We start from the raw sequence: 15,385 nt of genomic DNA, 5'->3' as shown, positions 1-15,385 counted from the left end.
CCCCCCCCCCCCCCCCCCCCCCCCCCCCCCCCCCCCCCCCCCGTCTTTATCACACACGCGACGCCAAACCCCGAGCCGGGTTTTGGGCTGGGGGGGGGTTTTTTGTTTAAACAACCCCCCAAAAAAGGTGGGGCCGGGGGGCGCCCCCCCCCCCCCCCCGGGACTCCCTCCCATGCCGAACTTGCCGTCCGATAGGCCCCGCGCCGGGCCGGGCGGGCCCCGGCCGGCCCTGGGCACGTTCCTCGGGGTGTACCTGCCCACGGTGCTCACGATCCTGGGGGTGATCCTCTACCTCCGGCTCGGGTGGGTCGTGGGCCACGCCGGGCTCTGGGCGTCGCTCGGGATCGTGGTGCTCGCGAACGGCATCACGCTCCTCACCTCCTGGTCGCTCGCGGCCATCGCGACGAACGGCAAGGTTGGGATCGGCGGGGCCTACTTCATCATCTCCCGCAGCCTGGGGCTCGAGGTGGGGGGCGCCATCGGGCTGCCGCTCTTCCTCTCCCAGGCCCTGAGCGTCACCCTGTACGCCTACGGCCTGGCGGAATCCCTGACCTTCGTGTGGCCCGAGATCCCGGTGCCGGCGGCGGCGTTCGCCATCGTCGCGGCGGTGGCCCTGTTGGCGCTCGGGGGCGCCGCGGCGGCCCTGCGGGCCCAACTTCCCATCCTCGGGCTGATCGGGCTTTCCCTCGCGGCCCTCCTGGCCGGCGCCGTGGCCGAACCCCGGGGCAGCCTGGGCCTGGGCCCCTCGGGCGAGGTGCCGTTCTGGACGGCCTTTGCCGTGTTCTTCCCGGCCGTCACCGGCATCATGGCCGGGCTCGGGCTGTCCGGGGACCTCCAGGACCCCCGGCGGGCGATCCCCCGGGGCACCCTGGCCGCCTGGGCCACGGGGTTCGCCGTGTACCTGGCCACGCCGTTTCTCCTGGCCTGGGCCGTACCCGCCGAGGACCTCCGGTCCGATCCCCTGGTCTGGACCCGGGTGGCCGTGCTGGGCGCCTGGCTCGTCTTTCCGGGGCTCTGGGGCGCCATCTTCTCCTCGGCCGTGGGGTCGGTGCTCGGCGCGCCCCGCACGCTCCAGGCCATGGCCCTGGACGGCCTGGTGCCCCGGTGGCTCGCCCGGCGAAGCCGGCGGCTGGGGGAGCCCGTGGCCGGGCTCGCGGTCACGGCGGGGTTGGCCCTGGGGGCGACCTTCCTCGGGGAGCTCAACCTGGTGGCCGAGGTCGTGTCCATGTTCTTCCTCACGGTCTACGGCACCGTGAACCTGGTGGCCGCCCTGGAGGGGCTCTCGGGCGACCCCTCGTGGCGGCCCCAGGTGCGGGTGCCCTGGGCCCTGAGCCTCGCCGGGGCGCTCGGGTGCCTCGGGGTCATGGTGCTGATCAATCCGGTGGCGAGCGCCGTGGCCGTGGTGGCCGAGGGGGGGCTGTGGCTCACCTTCCGCCGCCGGGAGCACCGGGCCGCCTGGGGCGACGTGCGCCGGGGACTCCTGGAGGCCCTGGTGCGCTGGTGCCTGGTGCGGCTTTCGAACCTGCCCGTGACCCCGCGGAGCTGGCGGCCCCACATCCTGCTCTTCGTGGAGCGGGTGGAGGAGCGGCTCGACCTCGTACGGTTCGCCACCTGGTTCACCCAGGAGCGGGGCCTCGTGACCGTGTGCGAGATGTGGGAGGAGGCCGAGGAGCTGCCCGGCGATCCCCTGGAGCGGCGGGCCGAGATCGACCGCGTGCTCCGGGCCGAGGGCCTCGTGGCCTTCGGCGAGGTGGACGTGGTGCCCTCGGTGGAGCAGGGGCTCTTCGCCGTGGCCCAGGCCAACGGCATGGCCGGTATCGCGAGCAACACCCTGATGCTCGGCTGGCCCCAGGACCCCGACCGGCTCGCGGCCTGGCTCCGGGTGGCCACAAGGCTCGAGCCCATGCACAAATCGCTCATCCTGGGGCGGGCCGAGCCGCCGTGCCCCCGGCGGTCCCAGCCCGAGGTCCACGTGTGGTGGGGCGGGCTCGAGCGAAACGGCGACCTCATGCTCCTCCTGGCCTACCTCCTCACCCGGAACCCCGAGTGGCGCCGCTCCACGATCCGGGTGCTGAGCATCGCCTCCAACGAGATGATGCGCGAGGCCACTGAGCGGAACCTCCGGCTTCTCATGCCGGAAATCCGGATCGAGGCCGAGGTGGAGGTGCTCCTGCGGCCGGCCGGCGGCACGGTGGCCGAGATGATCGCCGAACGAAGCGGCGAGGCCGACGTCGTGTTCCTCGGGCTTGCGCTCCCGAAGCCCGGGGACGAGGCCGCCTACGCCCAGCGCCTGACGGCCCTGGCCGCGGGGCTTCGCACCTTCTTCTTCGTCCGAAACGGGAGCGTGTTCGTGGGGGACCTCGTGCTCCCCGAGCCGGCCACACCGGAGGAAGAACCCCCGGCCGAGGAGCCAGCGGACGAGGTCTGAGCGGCGAAGACCCTGCCCCCGGTACAAAGCTCGGGAAACGTATGCCCAAACGAGAGGCCTTCGCCCAGCGGGTGCGGGCAGGGGCCGTTGTGGGGGAGACCGCCATGCGTTTCCCGGTGGGCCGCGAGAGGGCCTGACCATGGACCGCAGACCGGCAACCGTGGACCGAAGTTTCTCGGAGGAAGGAAACAAAATGAACCGGATCAGGCACACCGAGAAGTTCCAGATCTCCCGCCCTGTGGATGTCGTGTTTCCCCTGTTCAGTCCGGAGGGCGAAAAACGTTGGGTCCCCGGATGGGACTACAGGAACGTTATGGGAGACACAACCCTACGTGAGGATTATGTTTTTGTGACAGAAAGTCACGACCACGCTGCCGGGGAAGCCATATGGATCGTCAAACGGTATGAGCCGGAGAACTACTGTGTCGAGTTCTATAAGGTAGAGGCGGGGGAAAAAGTGGGGGTTGTCTCCGTTCGCTGTGTTCCGGTTTCCGATGGGGAAACGGAGGTGTGGGTTGCGTACGAGTACATTGCGCTGACGGAAAAGGGGCGTGGATTCATAGAAACTTTCACCGAAGACGCGTACAAGGAATTTATCGGCGAATGGAAGCGATTGTTGGAAGCGTACTTCCTCGCGGTTTAGTGCTGCTAATACCGTCGAACGTGTTACCGGAGGCGGGTGGGGGGCTGGCTCCGGCCGGGAAGGAATTCGCCGACGGGGCTGGGCCGGAGAGCGGTATTCCCCGGATGTGAGGGAAAGATAATGGGAACCTGGAAGACGATCGAGCATACGGCGGACCTGGCCCTCGAGGCCGTGGGGGCGACCCCGGAGGACGCCCTGGAAGCCCTGTGCCGGGGCCTTTTGGCCCAGATCACCGACCCGGAACGGGTGTCGCCCGGGGAGGAGCGGAAGGTCGAGGTGGAGGGGTTCGACGAGGCCGAGGCCCTGGTGGGGTTTCTGAACGAGGTCCTGTACCTGGTGAACGCGGAGCACTGGCTCCCGGCCCGGGTGGAGGTGCGGGAGGCCCGGGGGGTGCGCATCGCCGGCACGGCCCGGGGCGAACCCCTCGACCCCGGCCGCCACCCCTTCGACCTCGAGGTCAAGGCCGCCACCTACCACGACCTTTTCTGGGGTCCCGACCCGGAGGGCGGGGGGTGGAGGGTTCGGGTGGTGTTCGATGTGTGAGCGCCGGGCCGGTTTGACTCCCACCCGGGTTTGGCGTACCTATGGTCGGCCGAGGAGGTGATGCGCCGTGTGTGAGTCGAACGCGTTTCTCGTCCGGGGCGACCGGGAGGAGACGCTCCTCGAAGAGGTCACCCACATGGAACCCGTGGAGGGGGGGTACCGCCTCCGGAACCTGTTCGGGGAGGAGGCCGTGGTGCGGGGGCGGCTCAAGGAGGTCAACCTCCTCAAGCACCGGATCGTGTTCGAAGAAGCCTAGGGGAGGGGCGGCCCGTTCGCCCCTCCCGACGAGATTGCCGCCTGCTGGGGGCGCGTGACGCTGAGAGTTCCCGCCCGGGAACGACCCCTGGAACCTGACCTGGGTAATGCCAGCGTAGGGAAGCAGCCGCGGCCGAAAGCCCGCCTTTCGCCCGCCGTTCGCCGTTCCGGCGACGTTCCCCGCCGCTTGGCCTGCCGCTCCTGGAGGGCCGCCCACCGTGTTGCGCCCACCGAGCCCGCTCGTGGCGATCGCCGACGCCGACCTCCTGGGGGGAGACCCCGTCGGGCCGGCCGTGCGCGCCGCGGCCGCGGGCGTCCGGTGGGTGTGCCTGCGGGCCCGGGCCGCCTCGACGGCCGAGCGCATCGCCTGGGCCGGGGCGATCCGGGAGGCGAGCCCCGGCGTGTTTATCACGGTGCACGCCGACCCCGAGGCCTGCCGGGCCGTCGGCGCCCCGGGGCTCCATCTGCCGGGCTGCGGGTTCGACGTGGCCCGGGTGCGGCGCGAGCTTCCCGGGGTGCTCCTCGGCGTTTCGTGCCACGACCGCGGGGAGCTCGAGGCCGCCCGGCGGGCCGGGGCCGACTACGCGTTTTTGAGCCCGGTGTTCCCCCCGGCGTCGAAGCTGGGGACCCCCCTGGGGCTCGAACGGTTTCGGGAGCTGGCGACCGGGGCCGGGATCCCGGTGATCGGCCTCGGGGGGATCACGCCCGACCGGGTGGGGCCGGTGCTCGCCGCCGGGGCGGCCGGGGTGGCCGTGCTGGGGGCGCTCTTTCTCGCGCCGGACCTTGGGGCGAGGGTGGCGGAGTTCCGGGACGCCCTCGAACGGGCCGGGCGGCCCCTCGGGCCGGCAAGGGAACACGAGGAGGTGGAGACGTGAGAGAGGTTCAAGCGACTCCCCCCCGGTGCCTCACGGTGGCCGGATCGGACTCCGGCGGGGGGGCCGGCATCCAGGCCGACCTCCGGACCTTCGCGCTCCTGGGCTGCCACGGGAGTTCGGCGCTGACGGCCGTGACGGCCCAGAACAGCGTGGGGGTCCACGGGGTGTACCCCCTGGAGCCCGGGGCCGTGGGGGCCCAGATCGACGCGGTGCTCTCGGACATCGGGGCCGACGCGGTGAAGACCGGCATGCTCCACTCCGCCCCGATCATCGAGGCCGTGGCCGAGGCGCTCGGCCGCCACGGGGTGGAGCGGCTCGTCGTGGACCCCGTGATGGTGGCCAAGGGCGGAGCCCCCCTTCTGCGGGACGACGCGCGGGACGCCCTGGTGGGGCGGCTTCTCCCCCGGGCGCTCCTCGTGACCCCCAACCTCCCCGAGGCCGAGGCGCTGGGGGGACGCCCCATCCGCTCCGCCGAGGACCGGGAGGCCGCGGCCCGGCGGGTGATCGAGGCCGGGGCCCGGGCCGTCCTGGTGAAGGGGGGGCACGCGGAGGGGGCGGAGGTGGAGGACCTTCTCCTCTTGGCCGACGGCGGGACGCACCGGTTCCGGTCGCCCCGGGTGCCCACCCCCCACACCCACGGCACGGGCTGCACCCTCTCGGCCGCGATCGCGGCCTTTCTGGCCCGGGGCGACGGCCTGGTGGACGCGGTGCGCCGGGCCCGGGCGGTCCTCGTGGAGGCTGTGGCGAACGCCTATCCCCTGGGGGCCGGCCACGGCCCCACCAACCCCTGGGCCGGGTCGCCCCTGGTGGCCCGCCACGGGGTGCTGGAGCGGCTCTGGGCGGCCTGGGAGATCTTGGAAGAGGCGAACCCGGTGGAGCTCATCCCCGAGGTGCAGTCGAACCTGGCCGAGGCCCTGCCGGCCGCGGCCACCTTCGACGACGTGGCCGCGTTTCCGGGCCGGATCGTGCGGGCGGGGGACCGGGTGCGGCGGGTGGACGGCCCGCGGTTCGGGGCGAGCCGCCACATGGCGAAGATCCTCCTCGCCTCGGCCCGCTGGGGAAGCCCGTTCCGGGCCGTGATGAACGTGCGCTACGGGGAGGACGTTCTCGATGCCTGCCGGGCCCTGGGGCTTCGGGTCGAGGGGTTCAGCCGCGCCGAGGAACCGAGGGAGGTGAAGGAGCGGGAGGGGTCCACCCTGGAATGGGGCACCGCCGAGGTGCTCCGGAGGGCCGCCCGGGCCCCGGACGCGATCTACGACACCGGGGACCAAGGGAAGGAGCCCATGATCCGGATCTTCGGCGCCACCGCGCCCGAGGTGGCCCGCCGGGTCGCGGCGGTCGCGCGGGAGATGCGCCGGGTCGCGCCATAGAGGGCCGGGGTTGGCGACCGCGTGGGGCGGTCGATCGGCCCGCATCGCGTCGATCAGGCCGGGAAGCCGGTGGGGCAGCCTTCGAGCCTCCCAGCTTCCCAGCCTCCCAGCCGAGAAGAGGATGAACCGATGACGATTCTGGAAGCGTGCCGGGCCGGCCGGGTGCCGGATCCGGTGGTGGAAGCGGCCAGGGCCGAGGGGGTGGACCCCGAGGCCCTGGCGGCCTCGGTGGCCCGGGGCGAGGCGATCGTGTGCCAGAACCGGAACCGCCCCGGTTGCCGGCCCCTGGCCATCGGCAAGGGGCTCCGGACCAAGGTGAACGCCAACATCGGCACGAGCAAGGACCAGATGGACCCCGAGGCCGAGATGGCGAAGCTGCGGGCCGCGCTCCGGGCCGGGGCCGACACCGTGATGGATCTCTCCACCGGGGGGCCGGTGCGGGAGATCCGGCGCCGGATCCTGGCCGAGTGCCCCGTGCCGGTCGGGACGGTGCCCATCTACCAGGCGGCGGTCGAGACGGTGGAGGCCGGCCGGGCGATCCCCGAGATGGATCCGGAGGTGCTCTTCCGGGTGATCGAGGAGCAGGCCCGGGAGGGGGTGGATTTCGTCACCGTGCACTGCGGCATCACCCGGGAGGGGGTGGAGTTCCTGGAGAGCCAGCCTCGGCTGCTGGGGGTGGTCAGCCGGGGCGGGTCGTTCACCGTGGCCTGGATGCGCCAAAACGGGGCGGAGAACCCGCTCTACGACCAGTTCGATCGGTTGTGCGAGATCTGCCGGGAGCACGAGGTGGTGCTGAGCCTCGGGGACGGGTTCCGGCCGGGGGCGCTCGCCGACGCCACCGACCGGGGGCAGATCCACGAGCTCATGGTGCTCGGCAGGCTGACCCTTCGGTCCTGGGAGGCGGGGTGTCAGGTCATGATCGAGGGGCCGGGCCACGTGCCCCTCGACCAGATCGAGGCGAACGTGAAGCTCCAGAAACGGCTCTGCCACGGCGCGCCGTTTTACGTGCTGGGGCCGCTGGTGACCGATGTGGCCCCGGGGTACGACCACATCACCTCGGCCATCGGCGGCGCCCTGGCCGCCTGGGCCGGGGTGGACATCCTGTGCTACGTGACCCCGTCGGAACACCTGGGGCTGCCCACGGCCGAAGACGTGCGGGAGGGGGTGATCGCGGCCCGGATCGCGGCCCACGCGGCCGACGTGGCCAAGGGGGTTCCGGGCGCCCGCGCCTGGGACGACGCCATGAGCCGGGCCCGGGCCGCCCTGGACTGGGAGGAGCAACTCCGGCTCGCCGTGGACCCGGCCAAGGCCCGGCACCTGCGGGAGCGGTGCCTTCCGGCCGACGCCGAGGTGTGCACCATGTGCGGGGAGTTCTGCGCCGTGAAGGTGTTCTCGGGTCGAACCGGGTAGGGCGCCGGTGGCGGGGCGGCCGCAGGACCGCCGGGCCGTCTGGGCCTGGGCCCTCTACGACTGGGCCAACTCGGCCTTCGCCACCGCGGTGATGGCCGGGTTTTTCCCGGTGTTTTTCCGGGAGGCCTGGAGCGCCGGGGCCGCCGAGGGGGTGGCGACGTTCCGGCTGGGGCTCGCGAACTCCGCGGCCAGCCTGGCGGTGGCGGCGGCCGCGCCGTTCCTGGGCGCCCTGGCCGACGCGGGGGGCGCAAAGAAGCGCTGGCTCCTGGGGTTTGCCGCCGCCGGCATCGGGGGAACGGCGGCCCTCGCCGGGGTGCCCGCCGGCGGCTGGGCGTGGGCCGCGGCCCTGTACGCTCTGGCCACGGTCGGGTTCATGGGGGCCAACGTGTTCTACGACGCCCTCCTCGTGGACGTGGCCGAGCCGGCGGTGAGGGATCGGGTGTCGGCCCTCGGCTACGCCCTCGGGTACCTCGGGGGCGGCCTCGCCTTTCTGGGCCTCCTGGCGGCCGTGCTCCGGCCCGAAGCGCTGGGGCTTCCCGGCCCGGGCGCCGCCGTGCGGTTCGCCTTCGTCGCGGTGGCCGCGTGGTGGGCCCTGTTCTCGGCGCCCCTCGCCCGCTGGGTGCGCGAGGCCCCCGGGGCGCGGGGGATCTCCTGGCGCGCCGGGGCGGCGCGGCTCCGGCAAACCCTGGGGGAGGTGCGCAACCACGGGCCGGCGCTCCGGTTCCTGCTGGCCTACTGGCTCTACATGGACGGGGTCGACACCGTGGTGCGCATGGCCGTGGACTATGGGCTGGCCCTCGGCCTCGGGGCCGGCGACCTGATGAAGGCCCTCCTCGTGACCCAGTTCGTGGGGTTCCCCGCGGCCGTGGCGTACGGACGTCTGGGCGAGCGGATCGGGCCCAAGGCCTCGATCCTCCTGGGGCTCGGCATCTACGCCGGGGTGACGCTGTGGGCGCGGGGGATGAGCACCCCGGCCGAGTTCTACGGCCTCGCCGTGGTGATCGGGCTCGTGCAGGGCGGGGTGCAGGCCCTGAGCCGGTCGTTCTTCAGCCGGCTCGTCCCGCCCGGCCGCAGTGCCGAGTTCTTCGGGTTCTACAACCTGATGGGCAAGTTCGCGGCCGTGATCGGCCCCGCCCTGATGGGGGCGGTGGGCTGGTGGACCGGGAACCCCCGGGACGGGGTGCTCGCGGTGACGGGGCTCGTGGTCGCCGGGGGGATCGTGCTCCTGGGCGTGCCCGGGGCGGGGGAGGGGAGGGCCGATGCTGCGTAGCCGCATGCCGGGGGAAACGGGGGAACCGCCGGAAACTCGGGCCATCCTCGATACCCCTTCGGGTACCACAAGTATCCCTTCGGGTCCTTGACGTTGCAGTGCAGCAAACCTAGACTGCGGGCGTGTCGGAACGAACCCCTTTGGAGAGGAGGAGTGAACCATGCCCGCACGTGAAACCTTCGTCGACCGCGCAGCGAACCTTTGGACCCAGCAGATGGACCGGTGGATCGAGTCCGTGAACCTGTGCCAGAACCAGTACGAGCGCATGCTCAACCTCTGGATGGGCCAGATGACCGAGGCCCAGAAGGAGGGGCAGAAGTTCTGGAAGGAGTGGATGGAGTGCTGCACCAAGGGCCAGGCCGACTGGCTCAAGACGGTGCAGACGGGCCTCAAGGAGGCCGCCGAGTTTTTCCGGTTCCAAGAGCCCTCTTCGGGCGGCAAGGCATAACGTCCCGTTCGGGGCGGGGTGCAGGCCCCGCCCCTTTTTTCGTGCCGGGGGGCGCTGCGTAGAAGCGGGCCCGGCGGGGCCGGGCTTCGGGGGTCCGATGAGCTGGCTGAAAGGGCCCGAACCGTCGGGCGACCGATGACCGGCGACCGGTGACTGGTGACTGGTGACCGAATTTATGAAAGGAGTCGTGGCCATGAAGACCGTAGGCGAGATTCGGATGGGCGAGCGGGCCCGGTTGGTGCGGGAGGTCACCGACGTGGATCTCGCCCTGTTCGGGGCCGCGAGCGGCGACGTGAACCCGGTGCATTTCGATGAGGAGTACGCGGGGGCAACCTTCTTCAGGGGCCGGATCGCCCACGGGATCCTGTGCGCGAGCTTCATCTCGGCCGTGATCGCGGGGAAACTGCCCGGGCTGGGCACGATCTACGTGAGCCAGACCCTGAAGTTCAAGGCCCCGGTGCGGATCGGCGACCGGATCACGGCCGAGGTGGAGGTGCTCGAGGTGGACCCGGAAAAAAACCGGGTGCGCCTCAAAACCACCTGCACGAACCAGGACGGAGTTGTCGTTCTGGACGGCGAAGCCGTGGTCATGCCGCCCAAGCGGAAGCTCGACGCCCGGGCCCTGGAGGACGTGGCCCAGCGCCAGGCCCTGGTGGAGAGGACCCTGGCGAGCGCCCGGGAGGCCTTTGGCCGCGTCTGGCAGGGCGGGGACGAGTCCGCGCCGGAACCGCTCCGCCCCGCCGAGGGGGTGGCCGGCTGGATGGCGCTCTGGACCGGGCAGATGCTCGATGCGCAGCGCCGGAGCCGGGACATGCTGCTTTCCTGGGTGGGGCTCTGGGACCAGGGGACCCGGGAGATGGTGGCCGCATGGCGCAAGAGCCTGGACCAGTGGAGGGATGTCTGGACGCCGCGCCGCGACGTGCATTGACACACGGTCCGAGGGAACGGGAGGGAGGGGAAGGGGGCGAGAGGGCGCTCTGCGCCCTCTCGCCGTTTGGGTGGTGCCGTTGACCCCGGCCGAGGGGCGGGGGTAGGGTTCTCGGGCCAACCCACCGGTCGGCCGAAAAGGGCATCCCAAATACCTTCGGTCCACGGTCGCCGGTCGGCGGTCTCCGGTCCCTTGGCCCAGGCCGCGGCCCCGCCTGGCCGGGAGCGCAAAGTTACTATCAACCCGGCGTCAATACAGGCGCGCAAGGAGATCGCGAGGGCATGGGGCCTGCTTCCGGCCGGGCGCGAGTGCGGCACCCGATCGCCGCGCCTTTCCATGCCGTTGCCGGCTCGGCAGGCCGGTGCGGCGGTGGCGGACGGTCCGGATCTTCCAAAGCGACCTAGGCGTGGTGATGGCGCGGCGAGGTGAGGGGCCGCCCCCGGTTCTCCACCAGCCCACCGCGGGTTTCCGTAGAAACGACGGGGATCTGACAATACTTCCGTTGGCCTTAGCAATACGGTTGCCGCGAACAGGTCGCCCCTCGCGGCCTTCCAGCGGTCCAGTTTCTCAGCCTTCCAGCATGGAAAGGAGTGCCGGCGATGAAGACGGTGGAAGAGATCCGGGTCGGCGATCGAGCGAGCCTCGTGCGGGAGGTTACCGAGGCCGATCTCGCGCTGTTCGCCGCGGCGAGCGGCGACACGAACCCGATCCATTTTGACGACGCCTATGCCGAGTCGACCTTCTTCAAGGGCCGGATCGCCCACGGGATCCTGTGCGCGAGCTTCATCTCGGCCGTGATCGCCGGGAAACTGCCCGGTCTGGGCACGATCTACGTGAGCCAGACATTGAAGTTCAAGGCGCCGGTGCGGATCGGCGATCGGATCACGGCGGAGGTCGAGGTGCTCGAGGTGGACCCGGAAAAAAACCGGGTGCGCCTCAAAACCACCTGCACCAACCAGGACGGGGTCGTGGTTCTGGACGGGGAGGCCGTGGTCATGCCGCCCAGGCGAAAGATGCCCGAGGCAACCCTCGACGAGATCGAGGAGCGCAAGCGGGCCCTGGAGCAAAGCCTCTGGGCCTACCGCGACACCGTTCTCGAGCGGCGCCGGGCGGCCGAGGAGGCGATCCGGGCGTCGTTGGAGGGGTAGGGGCTCGGAGATCAGAAGACAGAGGACAGAAGACGGAGGACAGGGGGTGTCTGACTCTCCTGGGTAAGCCCCCGGCTCTGCCGGGGGACTCCCAGAGTTTGACAGTTCCGGGAGTATGCCGTTGTGCGGTGCCCGCCGGCTTCACTCCCCGGAGTTTCCGGTTCTGCTGGGACCCATATTGCTAGGCGCAAGCGAGATGTTTGGGTCCAAAGGGTTTTGACTTTCCGGTTGCGATCAGGCCCCTTTGAGGGGCCAGCAACCGCAAGCCCCCGGCTTTGCCGGGGGTACCTGACACCTGTCCTCTGAATTCTGACCCCTGATACGCATGTGGGCCCGTTCAGATCCGCAGGCCGCCGTCCACCTCGATCACCCGGCCGTGGACGTAGTCGTTCTCTAAGATGAACTTGAGGGCGTGGGAGATCTCCTCGGGCCGGGCGAGCCGGCCCAGGGGAATCATGGCTTCGATCTTCTTGAGCACGTCCTCGCGCATCTGGGCGGTCATGTCGGTGGCCACGTAGCCCGGGGCGAGCGCCGCCACCCGGATACCGTAGCGCACGAGCTCCTTGGCCCACACCACGGTCATGGCGTCGAGCCCCGCCTTGGTGGCCGAGTAGTTGGTCTGGCCGATGGCGCCCGCCCGGTTCACCGACGAGATCGGCACGATCACCCCGCCGGTGCCCTGCTCCACCATGCGCTTGGCCGCCTCGCGGCCGCACAGGAACACCCCGGTCAGGTTCACGTCGAGGACCTCGCGCCAGTAGGCGGTGGGCATCGTCTGGACGGTGCCGTCCTTCTTCTTGACCACCAGCGCGTCCCTCGTGATCCCCGCGTTGGCCACGAGCACATCGATGCCCCCGAAGTGGCCCACGAACGCGTCGAACAGTTCGACGACGTCGCTCTCGGAGGCCACATCCGCCCGGTGGGTCCAGATCTCGAGGCCCTGGGCGCGGGCCTCTTCGGCGAACGCCCGGAGCCGCTCCTCGCTCGTGGCGCACACCCCCACCCGGGCGCCGGCCTGGGCCAGGTCGAGGGCGAACCGCCGGCCCAGGCCCCGAGCGCCCCCGGTGATCAGGATCCTGGATCCCTCGATCTTCATCGGTCGCCTCCTTCGGGCCTTCGGGCCCTACACCCGCTCCTTGACCCAGTTGGCGATGGTGGGCGCGAGCTCCCGCTGGGAGCGGCTGCTCACGTAGATGCCGATGTGCCCGCCCGGGAAAGAGAGGGTGGTGAAATCCTTCGTGCCCACGTACTTCTCCAGGGCCTTCGACGAGCTCGGGGGAACCAGGTGGTCCTCGTTGGCGAAGATGTTCAGGACCGGCATGGTGATGTTCTTGAGATCCACCCGTCGGCCGCCGATCTCCACCTCGCCCTTGATGAGCTTGTTGCCCTGGTAGAATTCCTTGATGAACTGGCGGAACGCCTCGCCGGCCTGGTCGGGGCTGTCGAAGATCCACTTCTCCATGCGGAGGAAGCTCCGCAGGTTCTCCTCGTCGTCCAGAACCGACACGAACCCCACGTACTTCTGGACCATGAGCTGCCAGGGCTTGAGCATCAGGAAGCCCCAGTTCATGAACTCGCCCGGCACGTTGCCGAACGCCTCCACCATGGTGTCCACGTCGAGGTGCTGCGACCAGATGTTCAGGAGCCCGTCCTTCACGTGGAAGTCCACGGGGGTCACCATGGTGATCAGGTTCTTGATGTTCTCCGGGTGGAGCGCCGTGTAGCACAGGCTGAACGTGCCGCCCTGGCAGATGCCCAGGAGGTTGATCTGATCGAGACCGTGGCGCTTCTTGATCACCTCGACGCAGGAATGGATGTAGCCGTTGATGTAGTCGTCGAGCGTCAGCCACCGCTCGGCCCGGTCCGGGTACCCCCAGTCGATCAGGTAGAGGTCCATGCCCTGCTCCAGGAGGTTGCGGACCATGGACCGGTCCTCCTGGATGTCCACCATGTACGGCCGGTTCACGAGCGCGTACACGATGAGGATGGGCACCTTGCAGGGCCGCTTCTTCTTCGGGATGTAGTGGTACAGGACGACGTCGTCCTCCCGGTACACGGCCTCCTTGGGCGTGGGGGCCACGTCGATCTCGCGGATGTCCACGATGGAGTCCAGGCCGCGGACGAGCTTGCGGTGGAAGTCCACGGCTTCATGGATCGCCTGATCGGGATTGATCTGGATCGGGAACACGGCTTACCCCTCCTTTGTCTCGGTAGAATCGGAACCCTCGGCCTTGGCCGGGGAACCGGGTTTGGTGTCCGCCGCAGGCTTGGCCGCCCTTCGGGTGCGGCGCCGGGGTGCCGGCTCGGCGGGGGCCTCGGATGCGGCCTTCTCCGCCTTGAGCGCCTCGAGCTCTCGCCGCAGGGTCCTCACCTCCCTCCGGAGTTCGTGGAGGTGCCGGTAGGCGTCGTCGAGCTCGGTGCGGGTGGGCAGGTGGAACGCCCGGGCGAACTCCTCCACGAGCTGGCGCTCGTGGACCTTGTAGTGCATGGCTGCGTTCACGAACCGGCCCTGGATCTGGGCGAACGACTCGGTGCTCGCCACCTCGAAGTAGGCCCGCTCGGCACACGCCACCCAGAGGTCGAACAGCTGGCGGGCGCTCGTGATGGGCTTGCCCTTCTCGGCCCGCTCAACGAGCTCCCGAAGCATCGTTTCGAGGGCCCGGATGCCGGCGTTCGTGATCTCCACCTGGAACTCGCCCTGGGCCCTTTGCATCTCGAGCCAGGTCTCGTAGGCCCGGGTGAACTTCTCCTGAAACTCCCGGGTGTAGCCGATGGCCGGCGCGGCCAGGTACCGGCCCACCGTGTTCTGGTAGGTGTCCCAGAACACGTTGATCATTTTGAGCACCGCGGCACGGTCGCCGGTCATGGCCTCGCCCAGGTACCCCCGGGACTCCTGGGCCGAGCGGAGCCAGGGGAGCGCCAGTTTCTGGGCCTCGGAGGCCCAGAGCCGCCACAGTTCCGGAAGCTCCCGCGCGGTCTCGGCCGCGCCCTGGGCGCTGGGAAGCCAGCGCAGGGGGTCTTCCTCCAGATCCTTTTTCACCTGCTCCACGTACCGCCGAAGGAGGTCCGCCCAGTCCTCTCCGGCTTCGAGCCGGGGGGCCAGGGTTCGGAGGCCCTGGGTCACGAACTCCACGAACCGGAAGAACACCTCTTCCCCGGCGAAGAGCGACCGGATCACCTGGGGCGGCAGCCCCCGCCGCTGCCCCGACCAGGTCTCGAGGGCTCGGGCCCAGTTGCGGCGCCACTCCTCCACCCACGCGGCCCAGGGGCCGTCGCCCTTGCCGGCCTCGGTACCGGTGCGGGGCGTCCACTGCTCCCACCACGCCTTCTGCCAGTCGGTCCAGGTCTTCGCAGCCTGTTGCATCTCTTCGGCCCAGCTCATGTCCATTCCTCCTGGTGGAACCTCAGGAACCGCCTTCGGTCCACGGTCGCCCGTGGTCCCGAAGCACACATCTCTACCGTTTTTTGTCCTCGGGTTTTGCCTTGCCCTCGGTCCCGGTTTCCCCCGTCCCGAGCCAGGTGCGCGCCCACTCCATCTGGGCGTCGAGGGCTTTCTGGGTGAGCTCCGCCCATTGGTCGACCGCGGAGGTCACGTCGGGCGCCACCCCTTCCTTGTCCCGCAGCAAGGTGCGCAGGTGGCGCACCGTTTCCTCGGCCTGCTCCAGCCGCTCTTTCAGTTCCTCGTACCGGCGGAGGAGTTCCACATAGCGGTACCGGGGGACCACGCCGAGGAGATCCCACCACCGCTCCAACACCTCCTGGAGTTCCCCCGGGTCCGCCGGCCGGGACTCGGCGGGGAGCCACGCCTTGGCCCACCGGGCGAGTTCCTCCGGGGAGGGGGGCTTCGTCCCGAGGCTCTCAAACGCCTGCCGGGCCGCGCCGGTTCCCTCGAGGATCTGGGTGCTCCAGCGCAGCCACTCTTCCCACAGTTTCGGGTTCACGGGTTGCGGCTCCTTGGGTGCGGATTTTCGTTTCCCAGAGCGGAAGGTCGGCGTAACCTAACTGCGGTGCTGCACTGCGTCAACAGAACGACAGGGTAAAGTCGGGTACCCGATCGGATATTTCCT

General features: G+C 70.3%; 15 protein-coding genes and 1 riboswitch. Of the genes, 11 read left to right on the top strand and 4 right to left on the bottom strand.

Features of this window, described 5'->3' with window-relative positions; genetic code table 11:
- Positions 1–172: 172 nt before the first annotated feature.
- From ACYQ8L_RS12825 to ACYQ8L_RS12775, 11 genes are all read left to right on the top strand, one after another.
- Positions 173–2,428 (top strand): APC family permease, encoded by a 2,256-nt coding sequence (locus ACYQ8L_RS12825; protein WP_459942200.1) that lies wholly within the window; start codon positions 173–175, stop codon positions 2,426–2,428.
- Positions 2,429–2,621: 193 nt separating this feature from the next.
- A complete protein-coding gene (locus ACYQ8L_RS12820) occupies positions 2,622–3,071 on the top strand; it encodes a hypothetical protein (protein WP_459942199.1) in 450 nt (149 codons plus the stop codon).
- 120 nt (positions 3,072–3,191) lie between these two features.
- Positions 3,192–3,614: an archease gene (locus ACYQ8L_RS12815; RefSeq protein ID WP_459942198.1), complete on the top strand. Its 423-nt coding sequence runs from the start codon at positions 3,192–3,194 to the stop codon at positions 3,612–3,614.
- A gap of 67 nt (positions 3,615–3,681) precedes the next feature.
- Entirely contained in the window at positions 3,682–3,870 is a 189-nt protein-coding gene (locus ACYQ8L_RS12810) for a CooT family nickel-binding protein (RefSeq protein ID WP_459942197.1), read from the top strand.
- 36 nt (positions 3,871–3,906) lie between these two features.
- A riboswitch (TPP riboswitch) is annotated at positions 3,907–4,008 on the top strand.
- 103 nt (positions 4,009–4,111) lie between these two features.
- Positions 4,112–4,744, top strand: coding sequence for a thiamine phosphate synthase (locus tag ACYQ8L_RS12805; RefSeq protein ID WP_459942196.1), 633 nt, complete (start codon positions 4,112–4,114; stop codon positions 4,742–4,744).
- The gene (gene thiD, locus ACYQ8L_RS12800) at positions 4,741–6,114 is read left to right on the top strand and encodes a bifunctional hydroxymethylpyrimidine kinase/phosphomethylpyrimidine kinase (RefSeq protein WP_459942195.1); all 1,374 of its coding nucleotides are present in this window, start codon (positions 4,741–4,743) and stop codon (positions 6,112–6,114) included. The genes ACYQ8L_RS12805 and thiD overlap by 4 nt, the downstream gene beginning before the upstream one ends.
- A 129-nt stretch (positions 6,115–6,243) precedes the next feature.
- Entirely contained in the window at positions 6,244–7,524 is a 1,281-nt protein-coding gene (gene thiC / locus ACYQ8L_RS12795) for a phosphomethylpyrimidine synthase ThiC (RefSeq protein ID WP_459942194.1), read from the top strand.
- Between the two features lie 7 nt (positions 7,525–7,531).
- Complete coding sequence (locus ACYQ8L_RS12790; protein WP_459942193.1) at positions 7,532–8,794, top strand: MFS transporter; 1,263 nt, start codon at positions 7,532–7,534, stop codon at positions 8,792–8,794.
- Between the two features lie 160 nt (positions 8,795–8,954).
- Complete coding sequence (locus ACYQ8L_RS12785; protein WP_459942192.1) at positions 8,955–9,242, top strand: hypothetical protein; 288 nt, start codon at positions 8,955–8,957, stop codon at positions 9,240–9,242.
- Between the two features lie 193 nt (positions 9,243–9,435).
- Entirely contained in the window at positions 9,436–10,170 is a 735-nt protein-coding gene (locus tag ACYQ8L_RS12780; protein WP_459942191.1) for a MaoC family dehydratase, read from the top strand.
- A gap of 599 nt (positions 10,171–10,769) precedes the next feature.
- The gene (locus ACYQ8L_RS12775; RefSeq protein ID WP_459942190.1) at positions 10,770–11,318 is read left to right on the top strand and encodes a MaoC family dehydratase; all 549 of its coding nucleotides are present in this window, start codon (positions 10,770–10,772) and stop codon (positions 11,316–11,318) included.
- A gap of 337 nt (positions 11,319–11,655) precedes the next feature.
- Here ACYQ8L_RS12775 and ACYQ8L_RS12770 read toward each other — a convergent pair whose 3' ends face one another.
- The 4 genes from ACYQ8L_RS12770 to ACYQ8L_RS12755 all read right to left on the bottom strand — a co-directional run bounded on the left by ACYQ8L_RS12770 (position 11,656) and on the right by ACYQ8L_RS12755 (position 15,259).
- A complete protein-coding gene (locus tag ACYQ8L_RS12770) occupies positions 11,656–12,414 on the bottom strand; it encodes an SDR family NAD(P)-dependent oxidoreductase (protein WP_459942189.1) in 759 nt (252 codons plus the stop codon).
- A 27-nt stretch (positions 12,415–12,441) separates the two neighbouring features.
- Positions 12,442–13,506 (bottom strand): class III poly(R)-hydroxyalkanoic acid synthase subunit PhaC, encoded by a 1,065-nt coding sequence (locus ACYQ8L_RS12765; protein ID WP_459942188.1) that lies wholly within the window; start codon positions 13,504–13,506, stop codon positions 12,442–12,444.
- Positions 13,507–13,509: 3 nt separating this feature from the next.
- Complete coding sequence (gene phaE / locus ACYQ8L_RS12760; RefSeq protein WP_459942187.1) at positions 13,510–14,700, bottom strand: class III poly(R)-hydroxyalkanoic acid synthase subunit PhaE; 1,191 nt, start codon at positions 14,698–14,700, stop codon at positions 13,510–13,512.
- Between the two features lie 73 nt (positions 14,701–14,773).
- The gene (locus ACYQ8L_RS12755; RefSeq protein ID WP_459942186.1) at positions 14,774–15,259 is read right to left on the bottom strand and encodes a hypothetical protein; all 486 of its coding nucleotides are present in this window, start codon (positions 15,257–15,259) and stop codon (positions 14,774–14,776) included.
- Between the last annotated feature and the right edge of the window lie 126 nt (positions 15,260–15,385).

The organism is Deferrisoma palaeochoriense, from assembly GCF_054656955.1.
This window is presented reverse-complemented; position numbering and strand designations above follow the sequence as displayed.